This is a genomic window from Kaistella faecalis, assembly GCF_019195395.1.
Taxonomy (GTDB): domain Bacteria; phylum Bacteroidota; class Bacteroidia; order Flavobacteriales; family Weeksellaceae; genus Kaistella; species Kaistella faecalis.
Window position 1 is genome coordinate 1008297 of sequence record NZ_CP078067.1, and the last position, 14802, is coordinate 1023098.

At 40.0% G+C, this 14802-nt stretch carries 14 protein-coding genes; 4 read left to right on the forward strand and 10 right to left on the reverse strand.

The window, feature by feature from the left end; translation table 11 throughout:
* Positions 1-51: 51 nt before the first annotated feature.
* From KTV93_RS04825 to lpxB, 5 genes are all read right to left on the reverse strand, one after another.
* The gene (locus KTV93_RS04825) at positions 52-819 is read right to left on the reverse strand and encodes a succinate dehydrogenase/fumarate reductase iron-sulfur subunit (protein WP_218250186.1); all 768 of its coding nucleotides are present in this window, start codon (positions 817-819) and stop codon (positions 52-54) included.
* A gap of 22 nt (positions 820-841) precedes the next feature.
* Positions 842-2854 carry a fumarate reductase/succinate dehydrogenase flavoprotein subunit gene (locus KTV93_RS04830; RefSeq protein ID WP_218250187.1) on the reverse strand — a complete coding sequence of 671 codons (2013 nt, stop codon included), beginning with the start codon at positions 2852-2854 and terminating at the stop codon, positions 842-844.
* 58 nt (positions 2855-2912) lie between these two features.
* Positions 2913-3575 carry a succinate dehydrogenase cytochrome b subunit gene (locus KTV93_RS04835; protein ID WP_218250188.1) on the reverse strand — a complete coding sequence of 221 codons (663 nt, stop codon included), beginning with the start codon at positions 3573-3575 and terminating at the stop codon, positions 2913-2915.
* 149 nt (positions 3576-3724) lie between these two features.
* Positions 3725-5494: a ComEC/Rec2 family competence protein gene (locus KTV93_RS04840; RefSeq protein WP_218250189.1), complete on the reverse strand. Its 1770-nt coding sequence runs from the start codon at positions 5492-5494 to the stop codon at positions 3725-3727.
* A 54-nt stretch (positions 5495-5548) separates the two neighbouring features.
* Entirely contained in the window at positions 5549-6655 is a 1107-nt protein-coding gene (gene lpxB / locus KTV93_RS04845) for a lipid-A-disaccharide synthase (protein WP_218250190.1), read from the reverse strand.
* Positions 6656-6699: 44 nt separating this feature from the next.
* On the opposite strand from lpxB, the gene KTV93_RS04850 reads away from it, so the two are divergent.
* Positions 6700-7209 carry a DUF2480 family protein gene (locus tag KTV93_RS04850; RefSeq protein WP_218250191.1) on the forward strand — a complete coding sequence of 170 codons (510 nt, stop codon included), beginning with the start codon at positions 6700-6702 and terminating at the stop codon, positions 7207-7209.
* A gap of 95 nt (positions 7210-7304) precedes the next feature.
* Positions 7305-7970 carry a DUF937 domain-containing protein gene (locus KTV93_RS04855; RefSeq protein ID WP_218250192.1) on the forward strand — a complete coding sequence of 222 codons (666 nt, stop codon included), beginning with the start codon at positions 7305-7307 and terminating at the stop codon, positions 7968-7970.
* A 35-nt stretch (positions 7971-8005) separates the two neighbouring features.
* Here the strand turns inward: KTV93_RS04855 and KTV93_RS12545 are convergent, their stop codons facing one another.
* Together KTV93_RS12545 and KTV93_RS04865 are read right to left on the reverse strand one after the other, a co-directional pair.
* Entirely contained in the window at positions 8006-8302 is a 297-nt protein-coding gene (locus KTV93_RS12545; protein ID WP_218250193.1) for a 30S ribosomal protein THX, read from the reverse strand.
* 64 nt (positions 8303-8366) lie between these two features.
* Positions 8367-8858 carry a thermonuclease family protein gene (locus tag KTV93_RS04865; RefSeq protein ID WP_218250194.1) on the reverse strand — a complete coding sequence of 164 codons (492 nt, stop codon included), beginning with the start codon at positions 8856-8858 and terminating at the stop codon, positions 8367-8369.
* 124 nt (positions 8859-8982) lie between these two features.
* Here KTV93_RS04865 and aspS point away from each other — a divergent pair, with 124 nt between their 5' ends.
* Together aspS and KTV93_RS04875 are read left to right on the forward strand one after the other, a co-directional pair.
* The gene (gene aspS / locus KTV93_RS04870) at positions 8983-10737 is read left to right on the forward strand and encodes an aspartate--tRNA ligase (RefSeq protein WP_218250195.1); all 1755 of its coding nucleotides are present in this window, start codon (positions 8983-8985) and stop codon (positions 10735-10737) included.
* 71 nt (positions 10738-10808) lie between these two features.
* Entirely contained in the window at positions 10809-13082 is a 2274-nt protein-coding gene (locus tag KTV93_RS04875) for a GH92 family glycosyl hydrolase (RefSeq protein WP_218250196.1), read from the forward strand.
* A gap of 1 nt (position 13083) precedes the next feature.
* Here KTV93_RS04875 and KTV93_RS04880 read toward each other — a convergent pair whose 3' ends face one another.
* The 3 genes from KTV93_RS04880 to KTV93_RS12475 form a co-directional block, all read right to left on the reverse strand.
* Positions 13084-13809, reverse strand: coding sequence for an SDR family NAD(P)-dependent oxidoreductase (locus KTV93_RS04880; protein ID WP_218250197.1), 726 nt, complete (start codon positions 13807-13809; stop codon positions 13084-13086).
* 11 nt (positions 13810-13820) lie between these two features.
* Positions 13821-14585 carry an enoyl-CoA hydratase/isomerase family protein gene (locus KTV93_RS04885; RefSeq protein ID WP_218250198.1) on the reverse strand — a complete coding sequence of 255 codons (765 nt, stop codon included), beginning with the start codon at positions 14583-14585 and terminating at the stop codon, positions 13821-13823.
* A gap of 80 nt (positions 14586-14665) precedes the next feature.
* Positions 14666-14797, reverse strand: a complete 132-nt coding sequence (locus KTV93_RS12475; RefSeq protein WP_256119011.1) for a hypothetical protein — start codon at positions 14795-14797, stop codon at positions 14666-14668.
* Positions 14798-14802 lie beyond the last annotated feature (5 nt).

The window sequence follows — 14802 nt, forward strand, 5'->3', positions numbered from 1 at the left end:
GAAAAATCCGCTTTCGGTATGGAAAGCGGATTTTCTGTATTTGTAAGGGTTTTATCCTCTGTCGATATTGGCAGTAATGTATTCTCTGTTCATTCTTGCAATTACTTCAAGAGAAATTCCTTTCGGACATTCCACTTCACAGGCTCCGGTATTCGAGCAGTTTCCGAAACCTTCTTCGTCCATTGCTTTCACCATATTCAACACTCTTCGTTTTGCTTCAACACGTCCCTGCGGAAGCAAAGCATACTGAGAAACCTTTGCTCCAACGAACAGCATTGCTGAACCGTTTTTACAGGTCGCTACACAGGCACCGCAGCCGATACACGCCGCAGCATCCATCGCTTTGTCTGCATCTTCTTTTGGAACCGGAATCGCGTTGGCATCCAGTGTGTTTCCTGAAGTATTCACGGAAACAAATCCTCCTGCTGCCATCACTCTGTCGAAAGCACTTCTGTCTACCACCAAATCTTTAATTACCGGAAAAGCAGCACTTCTCCAAGGTTCGATGTGGATGGTTTCGCCATCTTTAAACATTCTCATGTGAAGTTGGCAAGTGGTAATTCCCGTATCCGGGCCGTGAGATCTGCCGTTGATGTACAGGGAGCACATTCCGCAGATTCCCTCGCGACAGTCATGGTCGAAAGCAACTGGTTCTTTACCTTCGTTCACCAGATTTTCATTAAGCATATCCAGCATCTCCAGGAAAGAAGATTCTGTGGAAACGTCGGAAATCTTATAGGTTTCGAACTGTCCTTTTGATTTATTGTTTTTCTGTCTCCAAATTTTCAGAGTCAGGTTTAATCCTTTTTTTGCACTCATTTCTCTATAACTTTTTTGGAGATTATTTATAACTTCTTGTTTTCACTTCGATGTTCTCGTAAATGAGTTCTTCTTTGTGCATCACTTCCTGGTTGATGTCTTCTCCCTGATATTCCCATGCAGCAACATATTTGAAGTTCTGGTCATCTCTTTCTGCCTCACCTTCCGGTGTTGCGTGATCCCAACGGAAATGTCCGCCGCAGGATTCCTCTCTCTTCAAAGCATCGAGGGCCATCAGCTGTCCTAATTCAAGGAAATCTGCAACTCTAAGTGCTTTTTCAAGCTCCATATTCATCTCTTCGTTGGTACCAGGTACTTTTACATTTTTCCAGAAATCATTTCTTACTTCTTCGATTTCTTTGATGGCTTCTTTTAATCCTTCCGGAGTTCTTCCCATTCCCACCTTATTCCACATAATGTGTCCTAATTTCTTGTGGAAATAATCTACCGTATGTGTTCCTTTATTGTTGATGAAGAAATCAATCTTATCCTGAACTTCTTTCTCAGCGGCATCGAAATCTGCAGTATTGGTAGGAATTGAGCCTGTTCTGATATCTGCTGAAAGATAATCTGCAATCGTATATGGAAGAACGAAATAACCGTCCGCCAGACCCTGCATCAGTGCAGAAGCACCCAATCTGTTCGCTCCGTGATCCGAGAAATTAGCTTCACCTAGAACAAAACATCCCGGAATGGAAGACTGCAGGTTATAATCAACCCAAACACCACCCATGGTATAGTGAACCGCAGGATAAATCTTCATTGGAGTTACATATGGATTCTCGCCGGTGATTTTTTCGTACATCACGAAAAGGTTACCGTACTTTTCTTCGATCCAGGCTTTCCCTAAATCATAAATCTGCTGATCTGTAGGATTATGAATATTTTTCTCAAGGGCTGCCTCGCGGCCTTTTTTAGTAATTTCTGTAGAGAAATCTAAATAAACACCTTCTTTAGTATCATTATTTTCAATACCGAAACCGGCATCACATCTTTCCTTTGCTGCTCTTGAAGCCACATCACGCGGAACCAGGTTTCCGAAAGCTGGATATCTTCTTTCCAGATAATAATCGCGGTTTTTTTCAGGAATACTTTCTGCCCTGAGCTTTCCTTCACGAATTGCCACAGCATCTTCTATATTTTTAGGAACCCAGATTCTTCCCGAGTTTCTTAAGGATTCAGACATCAAAGTCAGTTTCGACTGTTGTGTCCCGTGAACCGGAATACAAGTCGGGTGAATTTGCACATAACAAGGATTTGCGAAATACGCTCCTTTTTTGTGAATCTTCCACGCTGCTGAAACATTGGAACCCATTGCATTTGTTGAAAGGAAATATACGTTTCCGTAGCCTCCCGAAGCAATTACTACAGCATGTGCAGAATGTCTTTCGATTTCTCCGGTTACAAGATTTCTTGCGATAATCCCTCTTGCTTTTCCGTCAACAATTACGAGCTCAAGCATTTCGTGACGGTTGTACATTTTGATTCTTCCTTTCCCAATCTGGCGGCTCATGGCAGAATAAGCTCCCAAAAGCAGTTGCTGCCCAGTTTGCCCTTTTGCATAGAAAGTTCTTTTTACCTGAACACCACCGAAAGAACGGTTATCAAGCTGCCCACCATATTCTCTTCCAAACGGTACGCCCTGTGCTACACACTGGTCGATAATGTTTGCAGAAACTTCTGCTAAACGGTAAACATTAGCCTCTCTTGCGCGGTAATCTCCACCTTTAATAGTATCATAAAACAGACGGTAAGTTGAATCTCCGTCGCCCTGATAGTTTTTTGCAGCATTAATACCACCCTGCGCAGCAATGGAGTGCGCTCTTCTAGGTGAATCCTGATAACAGAATGCCTTTACATTATAGCCCTGCTCTGCAAGTGTTGCAGCCGCAGAACCACCTGCCAAACCTGTCCCCACAACGATAATATCTATTTTATCACGGTTGTTCGGCGCAACCAGGTTCATGTGATTTTTATGATTAGTCCACTTTTCCGCTAAGGGACCGTGTGGGATTTTTGAATCTAATTTGCTCATTTTTAAGAATTTTAAAATATAAACTTTAAGGAATTAATGCTGAATTAAAACTTAAAATTTACTGAGTTAAGAAATGATACACTGCAATTAAAATAAATCCTGCAGGAATCAATATGGAATACCAAGTTCCAAGAGCTTTGATTACCGGAGTATATTTCGGATGTCTAGCGCCTACAGACTGAAAAGACGACTGGAAACCATGCGCCAAGTGCAATCCCAAAAGAACGAATGCGATGATATAAAATATCACCCGCCAAGCATCAGCAAATTTCGCGTGCAGTTCGTGCCAGAATCTTTCATTGTCGGGAGTGTTTGCTTCAATGTACTTGAAATTGATCTCGTGCCACCAGAAATCATACATGTGAAGGCCTAAAAAAGCCAAAACCACCAAACCAGAAATGATCATGTTTCGCGACGTCCATGTAGAATTGGCGGAACCGTTGTTTACTGCGTACTGTATCGGTCTTGCGCTTCTGTTCTTAAGTTCCAGAACAAAGCCCATTACGAAGTGAAAAATCACCGCAAATCCAAGAACTGGCTGCATCAGAAACTGAATCAAAGGATTGTATCCCATAAATTCCGAAGCTGAGTTGAATGCTTCTGGACTGAAAACTGAGATTAAATTCACCGAAAGGTGCATGATAAGGAATATGAGCAAAAACATTGCAGACAATGCCATTGCGTACTTTCTACCAATAGTAGAACTTGTTAATCCTGCCATAATATTGTTTAAATTGAATTTCCACAAAGTTAAAAAAATGTTAAGGTATGCGAAGGTGAGAAATGTCAGAAAATTTCAGTTTGTAATCTTTCTAAATAAGAAAATATGACTTAGTAGACTCATTTACAAAGACATTGCGACTATTATTTTTACTTAAAATCAAAATTTTCACCATTAATCACGATTTTTTCGACCTCATCAGAGATGATAATGATCTCGAAATTCTGGGCCCTGCGGGAAGTAAGATAAGGCTCAATGACAAACTTTTCGATTTTAGGATAATTAGCATTTATCTTCATAACAAACTGTACCTTATCTCTCTTTTTTACTGAAATTATCTTTTCCTTATAATAGGAATGCTCAAGAACTTCATTCGTGTGCAACGCTTTGTAGTTTATTAAAAATCTAAGTACTATAAATATAAGTAAAAAGTAAGAAATACGCAGAACATTTTTCAATGTAAAATTATTTATGGCAAATCTTAAAAACCAGACAACTAAAAATGATACAAAAACTTCAGGCAGTGTCATCGGAATCATTTTAAAAAATGCAACATCAATATCTGCGAAAAAGTGAATGGTTTTTAAAGTACCTGTAACTGCAGCATCATAAATTTGATCCAGCCATTCAAGGTGTAAAGAAAATTCGATCAAGACAGTCATTAACAGCGAAAACACGATCATAATTTCCGAAAACGGAATCACAATAAGATTGGCTATAATTGAAATTCCCGAATATTGATGGAAATAATAAATTACCAGCGGAAGCGTCGCAATCTGTGCCGCGAAACTTATCGACACTACGTTCACCATAAAATTCTGGAAGTTGTTTTTAGGTTTCGGCAAGTACTTGAGAATCGGCTGATTCAGCCAGAAAATTCCGAAAACCGCCACAAAACTTAACTGAAAACCCACATCGAAAAACTGATTCGTATCTAAAATCAATATAGAAAAAGCCGCAACCGCCATTGCGTGCAGCAAATCAGGTTTACGCTGCAGCACAACCGAAATATAATACGCTGAGATCATTATACAGCTGCGTACCACAGAGCTCCCGTAATCGATAAATACAGCAAATGCCCAGATGAGAATAAGCGAAATAATAATTTTGTGATTTCTGTATCCTGGCGGGAATAAAGATTTTAGAATTAACAGAATCAGCCAGAAGATAATTGCCATATGCGATCCGGAAATTGCCAGGACGTGCATCAAACCGGATTTGGTAAAATCCTGAACCGTCTCGGCATCCATTTCGGTGCGGTCTGCGAGGATGATTCCTTTTGTAAACTCGCGGGCGCGCTTGCTGAAATTAGCCCGATCTATTTTAGCCAGACTTTCGAGTCTTTTCTGCCTGATTTTCTCAGAAAAACTTAAATCATTTCTTAAACCGCTGCGAAAAGAATTTGGGAGATAAGCCTGAAAATAAATATCCTTGCGGGAAAGGTATTTAGCGTAATCAAACTGAAAATCACTGTAAGATTTCTGCAGCGGATTAATGTAGGCTTCGGCTTTGTAATAGTGAAGGAAATTCAGGTCAGCTTCCGATTTCGGGACAGAAAGAACGCTTAAAAAAGGTTGCTTTTCCTTCCACGCAACGATTTCATAGCGGCGGTTCTTTTCGTTGGAATTCAGTTTCTTAGTGATTTTGAAAACAATATTTTCTTTACTCTTCAAATCCGGAAGCGGAGGTTTTTTTGAATTCAGAAAATGAGCGATAATTCCTAAAGAAAAGAAGAGAATAAACAGCGAAATATGCCGGAATCTGTGCAGATAAAAATTTTTAATTACATAAAAACCAAGCATGACAAAACTGAAACCCAGCAGCATATAAATATACCGCAGTTTCAGCGAAACAAAATCCTGCAGAAGAATTCCAAGAATAAAACAGATGCAGAGAATAAGTAAAGGTTGTTTATGCAAGGTGATTTTTATACGTAAAAGTATCAATCTTTACGTATAAAATCCACCGTAAAATCACCCTTTCACAATTATATCGGCGGCCTGGTCGCTTGCTCCTCTCCCACCCAGTTTCTGGCGCAGCAATTCAAATTCATCCAACATTTTCTGTCTCCCATGGCCTTCTATCAAAAGCTTAAGTTCCCGTACCAGATTGTCGGTATTCAGTTGCTGCTGTATCAGCTCTGTTACAATTTCGCGGTCCATAATCAGGTTTACCAGCGATATATATTTAATGTTCTTTACGACTCTTTTACCGATTTCGTAAGAAATTCTGCTGCTTCGGTAGCAAACCACTTCGGGAATATTGAGCAAAGCGGTTTCCAATGTTGCCGTACCGGAGGTGACCAAAGCGGCCTTCGAACACCTCAGCAGATCATAGGTTTTGTTCGACACAAAATGAACATTATCGTCAACATATTTCTGATAGAATTCTTTAGGCAAACTTGGCGCACCTGCGATCACAAACTGATAATCCTTAAAAAACGGCCTAACCGAAAGCATCAGCTCCAGCATCTTGGTGACTTCCTGTTCGCGGGATCCTGGCAGTAAGGCGATAATTTCCTTCCCGTTTAAGTGATGTTCTTCTTTGAATTTCTGAACATCAATTGCTGGTAAATCCGAAATAGCATCAAGCAAAGGATGACCCACAAAATGTGCATCAACCTGATGTTTCCTGTAAAATTCCTTTTCGAAGGGAAGAATCACAAGCATCTCATCTACATAATTCTTAATCTTTTCTACACGCCCTTCCTTCCACGCCCAAAGCTGCGGAGAAATATAATAAACCACTTTTATTCCGAGTGTTTTCGCAAACTCCGCAATTCTTAAATTAAAACCGGGATAATCTACCAAAATCAGCACATCTGGCTGGTAAAGCTCGATGTCGTTTTTGCAGATTTTAATATTCTTTAAAATCGTTCTCAGGTTTTTAGCTACTTCCAGAAAACCCATGAAAGCCAGATCCCGATAATGTTTTACCGGTTCCGTACCAGCAACACTGGTCATTAAATCTCCGCCCCAAAAACGGAATTCCGCCTCGGGATCTTTCCGAAGAATCGATTTCATGAGATTAGATGCGTGAAGGTCTCCGGAGGCTTCGCCGGCAATGATATAGTATTTCACTTGGTTTTAAAATTGTAATTTTGCTCAAAGATAAAGATAAAAAAATGTCAGAAGATTTTGAAATTAAAAATAAAATATCCGAAAGTGGGCTGGTGAATTTTGACCTTTCCCAATTGGTGCCAAAAGGCAGAAGAATCGGTGTTGACCTGAAGGATTTTCTCTTCGAAGGAATGATTCTTAAAGAAAAAGATTTCCGCGAAAAAGTTGCCGCCATCAATCCTCTGGATTTCACAGGTGCATATGTCTACATTTACAATTCAGCTGATGCTATCGTGCCGCTTTGGGCTTATTTTCTCCTTACCGCAAAAATAACCGATGAGGCTAAAAAAATTATTTTCGGAAACCGCGAAGATTTAGAAGTATTGATCATGCACAGTGCTGTGCAGACTTATGATTTTACAGATTTAACGGACAAACGGGTTCTGGTAAAAGGCTGCTCGGACATCAACATTCCGGAAAACGCGTACATCGAGCTTGTAGAACAACTTAAACCAATCGTAAAATCGCTGATGTTTGGCGAAGCCTGTTCTAATGTTCCGATTTTTAAAAACTAAATTTTAACAGTTTTTTATCATTGTTGAAAACTGATGTAGGAACAGATTTTGGTAACTTTGAGAATCAACATTCAAAAACACCAAAACAATAAAATATGAACTTAATTGATTTAATCACCGGAAATGCCGGAAATCAGGTAGCCTCGCAAGCCGAAAACAAATTCGGTATCAATAAAAATCAGATTATTGCACTTCTCGCGGTAGCTGCACCGCTGGTAATTTCTTACCTGAGAAAAAAATCCCAGGAAGATCCCAATGAAGCCGAAGCGCTAAACAACGCACTCGAGAAAGATCACGACGGAAGCATTCTAGATAATCCAGCGCAGGTTGAAGCAAGACAGCAGGAAGGCGGCTCGATTCTGGACCATATTTTTGGCGGTCAGAAATCGCAGGTTGAAAACCAACTTTCGCAGAATACAGGAATTTCAATGGATAAGATAGGGCCGGTTCTTGCAATGCTTGCACCCCTGATCATGGGCTACATTGGTAAAGAAAAACAGTCAAGCGGCGTAAATTCCGGTGGTGGACTGGGAGATTTACTGGGTGGAATTTTGGGCGGTGCACAAAATCAGGCGCAGGCTGAGCCTTCAAACCCTTTGAACGATATTTTAGGAAGCGTACTTGGAGGCGGCTCTCAGCAGTCTTCAGGAAATCCACTTAATGACATTCTGGGCAGTGTTTTGGGTGGTGGTAACAACCAGCAACAACAGCAAGGAGGTTTGGGCGGACTTTTAGGAAGCATCTTGGGAGGCGGAAAATAGCAAGTCCACTTCACACTAAATAAAAAAACCGAAGATTATTCTTCGGTTTTTTTTGTTTTTGCTGCTTTAGGCTTTGCGTCCTTATCGGATTTCTCAGCTTTAGGTTTCGCTGCTGTTTTGGGTTTGGTTTCGGAAGGCATTTCCGCATTTTCAGATTTATCATTCGGATAGCCCACTTCTTTTCTGACTTTCACTTTAGATGCTTTTTTATCGTCTTCATCTAAAACCTTCACCGGAATATTTTTCACGGAGTTCGATTTTCTTGGTCTTTTCTTTCCATAACTTCCTGCAGTCACTTTTCCGCGTCTTGATTTCTGATCACCTTTTCCCATAATTAATACTGTTTTTTTGTTATTGATTTACACAAAGTTAAGCAAAAAACACACTCGTTGGGTTCTAAATTCTTACAATTTCAAACTTTCTTTTTTTGAACTTCCGCCATTCCCACGGAGCGATAGGTTCTTTTTCCTGCCAAAGTCCGCGTTTCTTTTTTCGTGCTTCCATTTCCAGATCTGCATAATTTTCACTTTTTGAATACCGCTTGAAATGCCATGCTAAGCCGTTCCTCACTAACTCTTTTCCTAAATTCTGGTTCTTATAGAAAATTTCACCGATCCACCTTCCGTTTCTGTCCCTTTTGCCGTTTCCAATCACTACAACAGTCTTTCCAAAACAAAAATCTGAAGCGAACATTTTTGCCTTAGCCCCATATGGCTGATTTTTCTCCGGCGCATCAATATGTTCAAGTCTAACAACGATCTCTCTATGTTCATTCAGCACTACAAACGTATCACCGTCCTTCACGCCCACCACTTTTCCCGAAATTTTCTGTGAAAAGCCAAATCCGTAAAAACACACACAGAACAATAAAAACAGTAATCTCCTCATATTTTTTAGCCAAGGCGTAAATCTAAGCATATTAGGGCAGGATTCAAACCAGAGTGAATTGATTTCCCGTACAAAAAACTTATCTTTGCACACGATAAAATCTCAACTTTCAAACATCAAATTTATGTTCCGTACGCATACCAACGGCGAGCTTTCGCTTCAAAATCTTAATGAAAATGTTACGCTTTCAGGCTGGGTTCAAACAATCCGTGATAAAGGATTTATGATTTGGATCGACCTTCGGGACCGTTACGGAATTACACAGCTGGTCTTCGATCAGGACCGTTCCTCTGCAGAATTAATGGAAGAAGCTAAAAAGCTCGGACGTGAATTCGTGATTCAGGTTGAAGGAAAAGTCATTGAAAGAGTTTCAAAAAACCCGAATATTCCTACAGGCGAAATTGAAATTTTAGTTGAAAAGCTTACTGTTCTAAATGAATCCCAGCTTCCGCCATTCACCATCGAAGATCAAACCGATGGTGGTGAAGAACTGAGAATGAAATACAGATATTTGGATATCCGCAGAAATCCGGTAAAAGACAAACTGATTTTCCGTCACAAAATGGCGCAGAAAGTAAGGAACTATCTTTCTGATCAGAATTTTATCGAAGTTGAAACGCCGGTTCTTATTAAATCCACTCCCGAAGGTGCAAGAGATTTCGTGGTTCCAAGCAGAATGAATCCTGGCCAGTTTTATGCACTTCCGCAATCGCCACAAACTTTCAAACAGTTGTTGATGATCGGCGGAATGGACCGTTATTTCCAGATTGTAAAATGTTTCCGTGACGAGGATTTAAGAGCAGACAGACAGCCTGAGTTTACCCAAATCGATTGCGAAATGGCTTTTGTGGAGCAGGAAGATGTTTTGGAAATCTTCGAAGGAATGACGGCGACTTTATTGAAAGATATTGCCGGAAAAGAATTCGGAAAATTCCCGAGAATGACTTTCGCTGACGCGATGAAAAATTATGGTAATGACAAACCTGATATCCGTTTCGGGATGAAATTCGTGGAAGTAAATGAGTTGGTTAAAGGAAAGGATTTCAAAATATTTGATGACGCCGAATTGGTTGTCGGAATCAATGTTGAAGGCTGCGCAGATTATACGAGAAAACAAATCGACGAACTCATTGATTGGGTAAAACGTCCGCAAATTGGTGCCAACGGAATGATTTGGATTAAATTCCAGAATGACGGCGTTGTAACTTCTTCCGTAAATAAATTTTACAGCGAAGAAGATTTAAAGAAAATTACAGAAAAATTCGGAGCAAAAGAAGGAGATTTAATTTTCCTGATGTCCGGAAATGAAAATAAGGTAAGAAACCAACTTTCCGCATTGAGAATGGAACTTGGGAACCGTTTGGGTTTAAGAAAAGGAAACGAATTTGCACCACTTTGGGTAATCGATTTCCCGCTGTTGGAATGGGACGAAGAAACCGGAAGATACCATGCAATGCACCATCCGTTCACGTCACCAAAACCTGAAGATGTGCACTTACTGGAAACCGATCCGGGAATAGCGAGAGCAAATGCTTACGATTTAATTCTGAACGGAAATGAAATCGGCGGCGGATCTGTAAGGATTTTCGATAAAGATTTACAGGCAAAAATGTTTAACCTATTAGGTTTCACCAAAGAAGACGCCGAAGCACAGTTTGGATTTTTGATGAACGCTTTCCAGTACGGAGCACCGCCTCACGCAGGTCTGGCTCTAGGTTTCGACCGTTTGGTTGCAATTTTGGACGGAAACGAAGTCATCCGCGATTATATTGCTTTTCCGAAAAACAATTCCGGACGGGATGTAATGATCGACGCACCGAGTAAGATTGCTGATGAGCAGCTTGAAGAACTTTTCCTGAAAGTAGAAACGAAAGAATAAACTTTTTATACTTACCAATTATAATCCCGGCAATTCGTCGGGATTTCTTATTTTTATTCAAATATTCAGCAATGAAAAAATCACTTTCTCTTTTTTCTTTTTCCTTTTTCCTTATGATTACTGCTCAAAATCTTACTTCTTATGTCAATCCGTTTGTCGGCACAAAAAATATGGGACATACTTTTCCAGGTGCTACTTCGCCGTTCGGTATGGTGCAGCTTTCGCCGGAAACCAATCAAGTTCCGTACGCGGTTGACGGCAAATACAATCCCGAAACGTATCGCTACTGTTCGGGTTATCAGTTTGAAGACCAAACCATTTTTGGTTTTTCGCATACCCATTTCAGCGGTGTTGGACATTCTGATCTCGGAGATTTTCTTGTGATGCCTACGACAGGTAAACTCAATTTAGAACCCGGAAAAATTAGTGAACCGAAAAGCGGTTACCATTCTCAGTTTTCAAAAAGCACAGAAAAAGCGGAACCTGGATTTTATGAAGTCTTTCTTGATGATTATGGAATTAAAGCAGAACTCACCACCTCGGACCGGGTGGGTTTTCACCGTTACACATTCCCCAAATCAGGCGAATCGCATATTATTCTGGATTTAATGTCGAATATTTACAACTACGATTCTAAAAATGTGTGGACTTTTGTTCGGGCTGAAGACAATCAGACCGTTGTCGGTTACCGCGAGACAACCGGCTGGGCGCGAACCAAAAAGGTGTTCTTTGCGATGAAATTTTCGAAACCGTTTAAAAGTTATGGCAGAAAACGCTACGAAAAAGTAGAATACAACGGCTTCTACAGAAAATTCAATGAAAACGAGAACTTCCCGGAATTTGCTGGAAGACAAATCAGGGCGTATTTCGATTTTGACACTGAAAAAGACGAGCAGATTCTGATCAAATTCGCACTTTCAAATACTTCTACCAACGGAGCACTAAAAAATCTGGACGCAGAAATTCCGCACTGGGATTTCAATCAGGTGAAAAATGAGACTTCCGAAAAGTGGGAGAAAGAACTTTCGAAAATTGAGGTGGAAACTTTAAACGAAAACGATAAAAAAACTTTCTACACCGCACTTTATCACACCATGATGTCGCCGATTCTTTACGAAGATGTTGATGGAAAATACCTCGGACTTGATCAAAATATTCATGAATCGGAAGGATTTACCAACTACTCCATTTTTTCGCTTTGGGACACCTATCGTGCGCTGCATCCGCTTTACAATATTATTCAGCCTAAAAGAAACAACGATTTTGTGCATTCAATGATGGCACATTACGACCAAAGCGTCCATAAAGCTTTGCCCATCTGGAGTCATTACGCCAACGAAAACTGGTGTATGATCGGTTATCACTCTGTTTCCGTAATTGCAGATGCAATCGTGAAAGGAACTACCGATATCGATGTAAGCCGGGCTTTAACAGCAGCAAGGAATTCATCAAACCTAAAGTACTATGACGGAATTGAAGACTATCTGAAATACGGCTATGTTCCCGAGGACAAAAGCAGTTCCTCAGTTTCAAAAACGTTGGAATATGCCTATGATGACTGGGCTATCGCGCAAATTGCAAAAAGAGCCGGCGACAAAAATTCCGAAACCGAATATCTGACAAGAAGCCAGTCTTACCGCAATGTTTACAATCCCAAAACCGGATTTATGCATCCAAAACTTTCAGACGGAAATTTCAAGAAAGAATTTGATCCGATGGATACGCACGGCCAGGGTTTTATCGAAGGAAATGCTTTTAATTACGGACTTTATGTCCCTCAAAACGTTCCCGAAATGATCAAAATGATGGGCGGAAAAACTAAATTCTCCAAACATTTAGATGAAATTTTCACCACGGAAATCGCTGACAAATACATCGAAAAAAACGAAGACATCACCCGAGACGGCATCATCGGAAACTACGTTCACGGAAACGAACCGGGGCATCATATTCCGTATCTATACAACTGGACGGGCGATGCGTGGAAAACCCAGGAACGCGTGCGGATGATTATGCGGAAAATGTATTCAGCCGAAGAAGACGGACTTTGCGGAAATGATGATGCAGGACAAATGTCGGCGTGGTATGTTTTCTCGGCGCTTGGTTTTTATCCTGTTTTGCCGGGTTCCGATGAATATCAGATTGGTTCGCCTTTGGTAAAATCTGCGAAAATTAATCTGGAAAACGGGAAAACGTTATCTATTAAAACCGAAAATCAATCAGAGAAAAATGTTTATGTAAAGCGAATTTTGGTAAACGGAAAAGAAATTAAAAACCATGTTCTTAAGCACAGCGACATTGCAAACGGAGGAAAAGTTATTTTCGTAATGAGTGATAAACACTGATTTACGGTAATTTCGCCACCAAAAATTCAGGGGATATTTTTAAAATCCAGTAAATGATTTTCCATTTCCAGTTGGGAACAATGGTGAAGGAATCCCCCGCGTTCACGATGTGTTTCGCGACATAATCCGGTTCCATGATTAAAGATTCATTTAGGTTTAAACCTACATTTATTTTGGTTCTGATGTAACCGCTGATCAAAACATTTACGGTAATATTCCGTGAACTTAAATCCTGCCTCAAACCCGAAAGATAAGTCGTGAAAGCTGCTTTTGTACTACCATAAATATAATTGCTTTTTCTGCCTCTAACTCCTGAAAGAGAGGACAGACCGATGATTCGTTCAAGATTTGTATTTGAAAGATCGTTCGCAATTATATTTAAAACTGAAACTGCGCCGGCGTAATTCACCTTCATCATTTCGAAAGCATCATTGAAATTTTTGCACGCTTGCTCATTCTGTCTTAAAAATCCTGCTGCGTAAATCACAATGTGAGGTTTCGCGGGCAATTCCTCATAAAATTTCTGATGAGACAAAAAATCAGCCGCATCAAAAAACATCACCTGAACCGAATTTTTCAGGTGATTTTTTGTGATAAAATTTTCCAGTGAAATTAAATCCCGCGAAGCTGCAAAAACGGTATAACCTTTTGCTGTATATTGCAAAATACACTGTTTAGCGACATCGGAATTGGCGCCTAAAATGAGAACTGTTTTCTCCTTGTTCATTTGAAATTAAACTATTTCGCTCTCAGCCTTTCTTTGATCAGTTCAATATTTTTCTTAGCCGAATCTTCCAGGATTAAACTTGCGCTCATGTGAATTCTCTCCGGCATTAAACTTTCAAAATGTTCGGTTCCTTCCCAGGAAACTTTTTTAATCAAAGCCAAAGCATCGGAACTTCTGTGCGAAAGTTTCTCCACGAAATTCTGAAGCTCTGCATCCATTTCCACAATAGTTGAGGAAACAGAATGATAAACATCGTGCTTTTCACACCATTCTGCGCTGCGGAAATCCGCGTCAATTGACATTGCAGCGTAAGCTGATTTCCCTATTTTTCTTTCAACGTATGGTCCGATAACGAAAGGTCCGATTCCCAAATTCAATTCAGTTAAAGCCATCGCAGCATCTTTCGTCGCAAAACAGTAATCTGCCGCACAGGCAATTCCTACACCGCCACCAGTTGTTTTTCCCTGAACGCGAACGATAACAAGTTTTCCGCAATTGCGCATTGCATTTAAAACTTTTGCGAAACCGCCAAAAAATCTTTTAGAAGTCTCCAGTTCTTCAATTGAAAGTAGCTCATCGAAACTTGCGCCTGCACAGAAAGCTTTTTCACCCTCAGATTTCAACAAAATGGCTTTCACATTTTCATTTTTTCCGGCATCTAAAATTGTTTGAGCGAGCAATTCCAGAATTTCACCGGGTAAAGAATTGCTTTTTTCGGTTCCGAAGGTTATGTGACAAATATTATTATGTAGATTGGAATGTACAGAGTCAGTCATTTTAGATTTTTTTTAATAAAAACAAAAATAGTAAATGAATTATTTATCGGGTTAGATTTAATTGCTTTTTATTTGAATTATTAATTTTCAGAACGACAACAAAGATCAGCTATAATCCATTCGCTATCAGATAAATAACTCAATCCTGCTGTTTCATATGCATTTGTCCACCATTTGTCCACCCCTATTTTTATATTTTTTACTGTATTCATTTTAG

Excerpts from the sequence above, each read along its gene's own strand:
- KTV93_RS04825 (WP_218250186.1), bottom strand. The coding sequence starts at position 819 with ATGAGTGCAAAAAAAGGATTAAACCTGACTCTGAAAATTTGGAGACAG.
- KTV93_RS04830 (WP_218250187.1), bottom strand. The coding sequence starts at position 2,854 with ATGAGCAAATTAGATTCAAAAATCCCACACGGTCCCTTAGCGGAAAAG.
- KTV93_RS04835 (WP_218250188.1), bottom strand. The coding sequence starts at position 3,575 with ATGGCAGGATTAACAAGTTCTACTATTGGTAGAAAGTACGCAATGGCA.
- KTV93_RS04850 (WP_218250191.1), top strand. The coding sequence starts at position 6,700 with ATGTCAGAAGATTTTGAAATTAAAAATAAAATATCCGAAAGTGGGCTG.
- KTV93_RS04855 (WP_218250192.1), top strand. The coding sequence starts at position 7,305 with ATGAACTTAATTGATTTAATCACCGGAAATGCCGGAAATCAGGTAGCC.
- KTV93_RS12545 (WP_218250193.1), bottom strand. The coding sequence starts at position 8,302 with ATGGGAAAAGGTGATCAGAAATCAAGACGCGGAAAAGTGACTGCAGGA.
- KTV93_RS04865 (WP_218250194.1), bottom strand. The coding sequence starts at position 8,858 with ATGAGGAGATTACTGTTTTTATTGTTCTGTGTGTGTTTTTACGGATTT.
- aspS (WP_218250195.1), top strand. The coding sequence starts at position 8,983 with ATGTTCCGTACGCATACCAACGGCGAGCTTTCGCTTCAAAATCTTAAT.
- KTV93_RS04875 (WP_218250196.1), top strand. The coding sequence starts at position 10,809 with ATGAAAAAATCACTTTCTCTTTTTTCTTTTTCCTTTTTCCTTATGATT.
- KTV93_RS04880 (WP_218250197.1), bottom strand. The coding sequence starts at position 13,809 with ATGAACAAGGAGAAAACAGTTCTCATTTTAGGCGCCAATTCCGATGTC.
- KTV93_RS04885 (WP_218250198.1), bottom strand. The coding sequence starts at position 14,585 with ATGACTGACTCTGTACATTCCAATCTACATAATAATATTTGTCACATA.
- KTV93_RS12475 (WP_256119011.1), bottom strand. The coding sequence starts at position 14,797 with ATGAATACAGTAAAAAATATAAAAATAGGGGTGGACAAATGGTGGACA.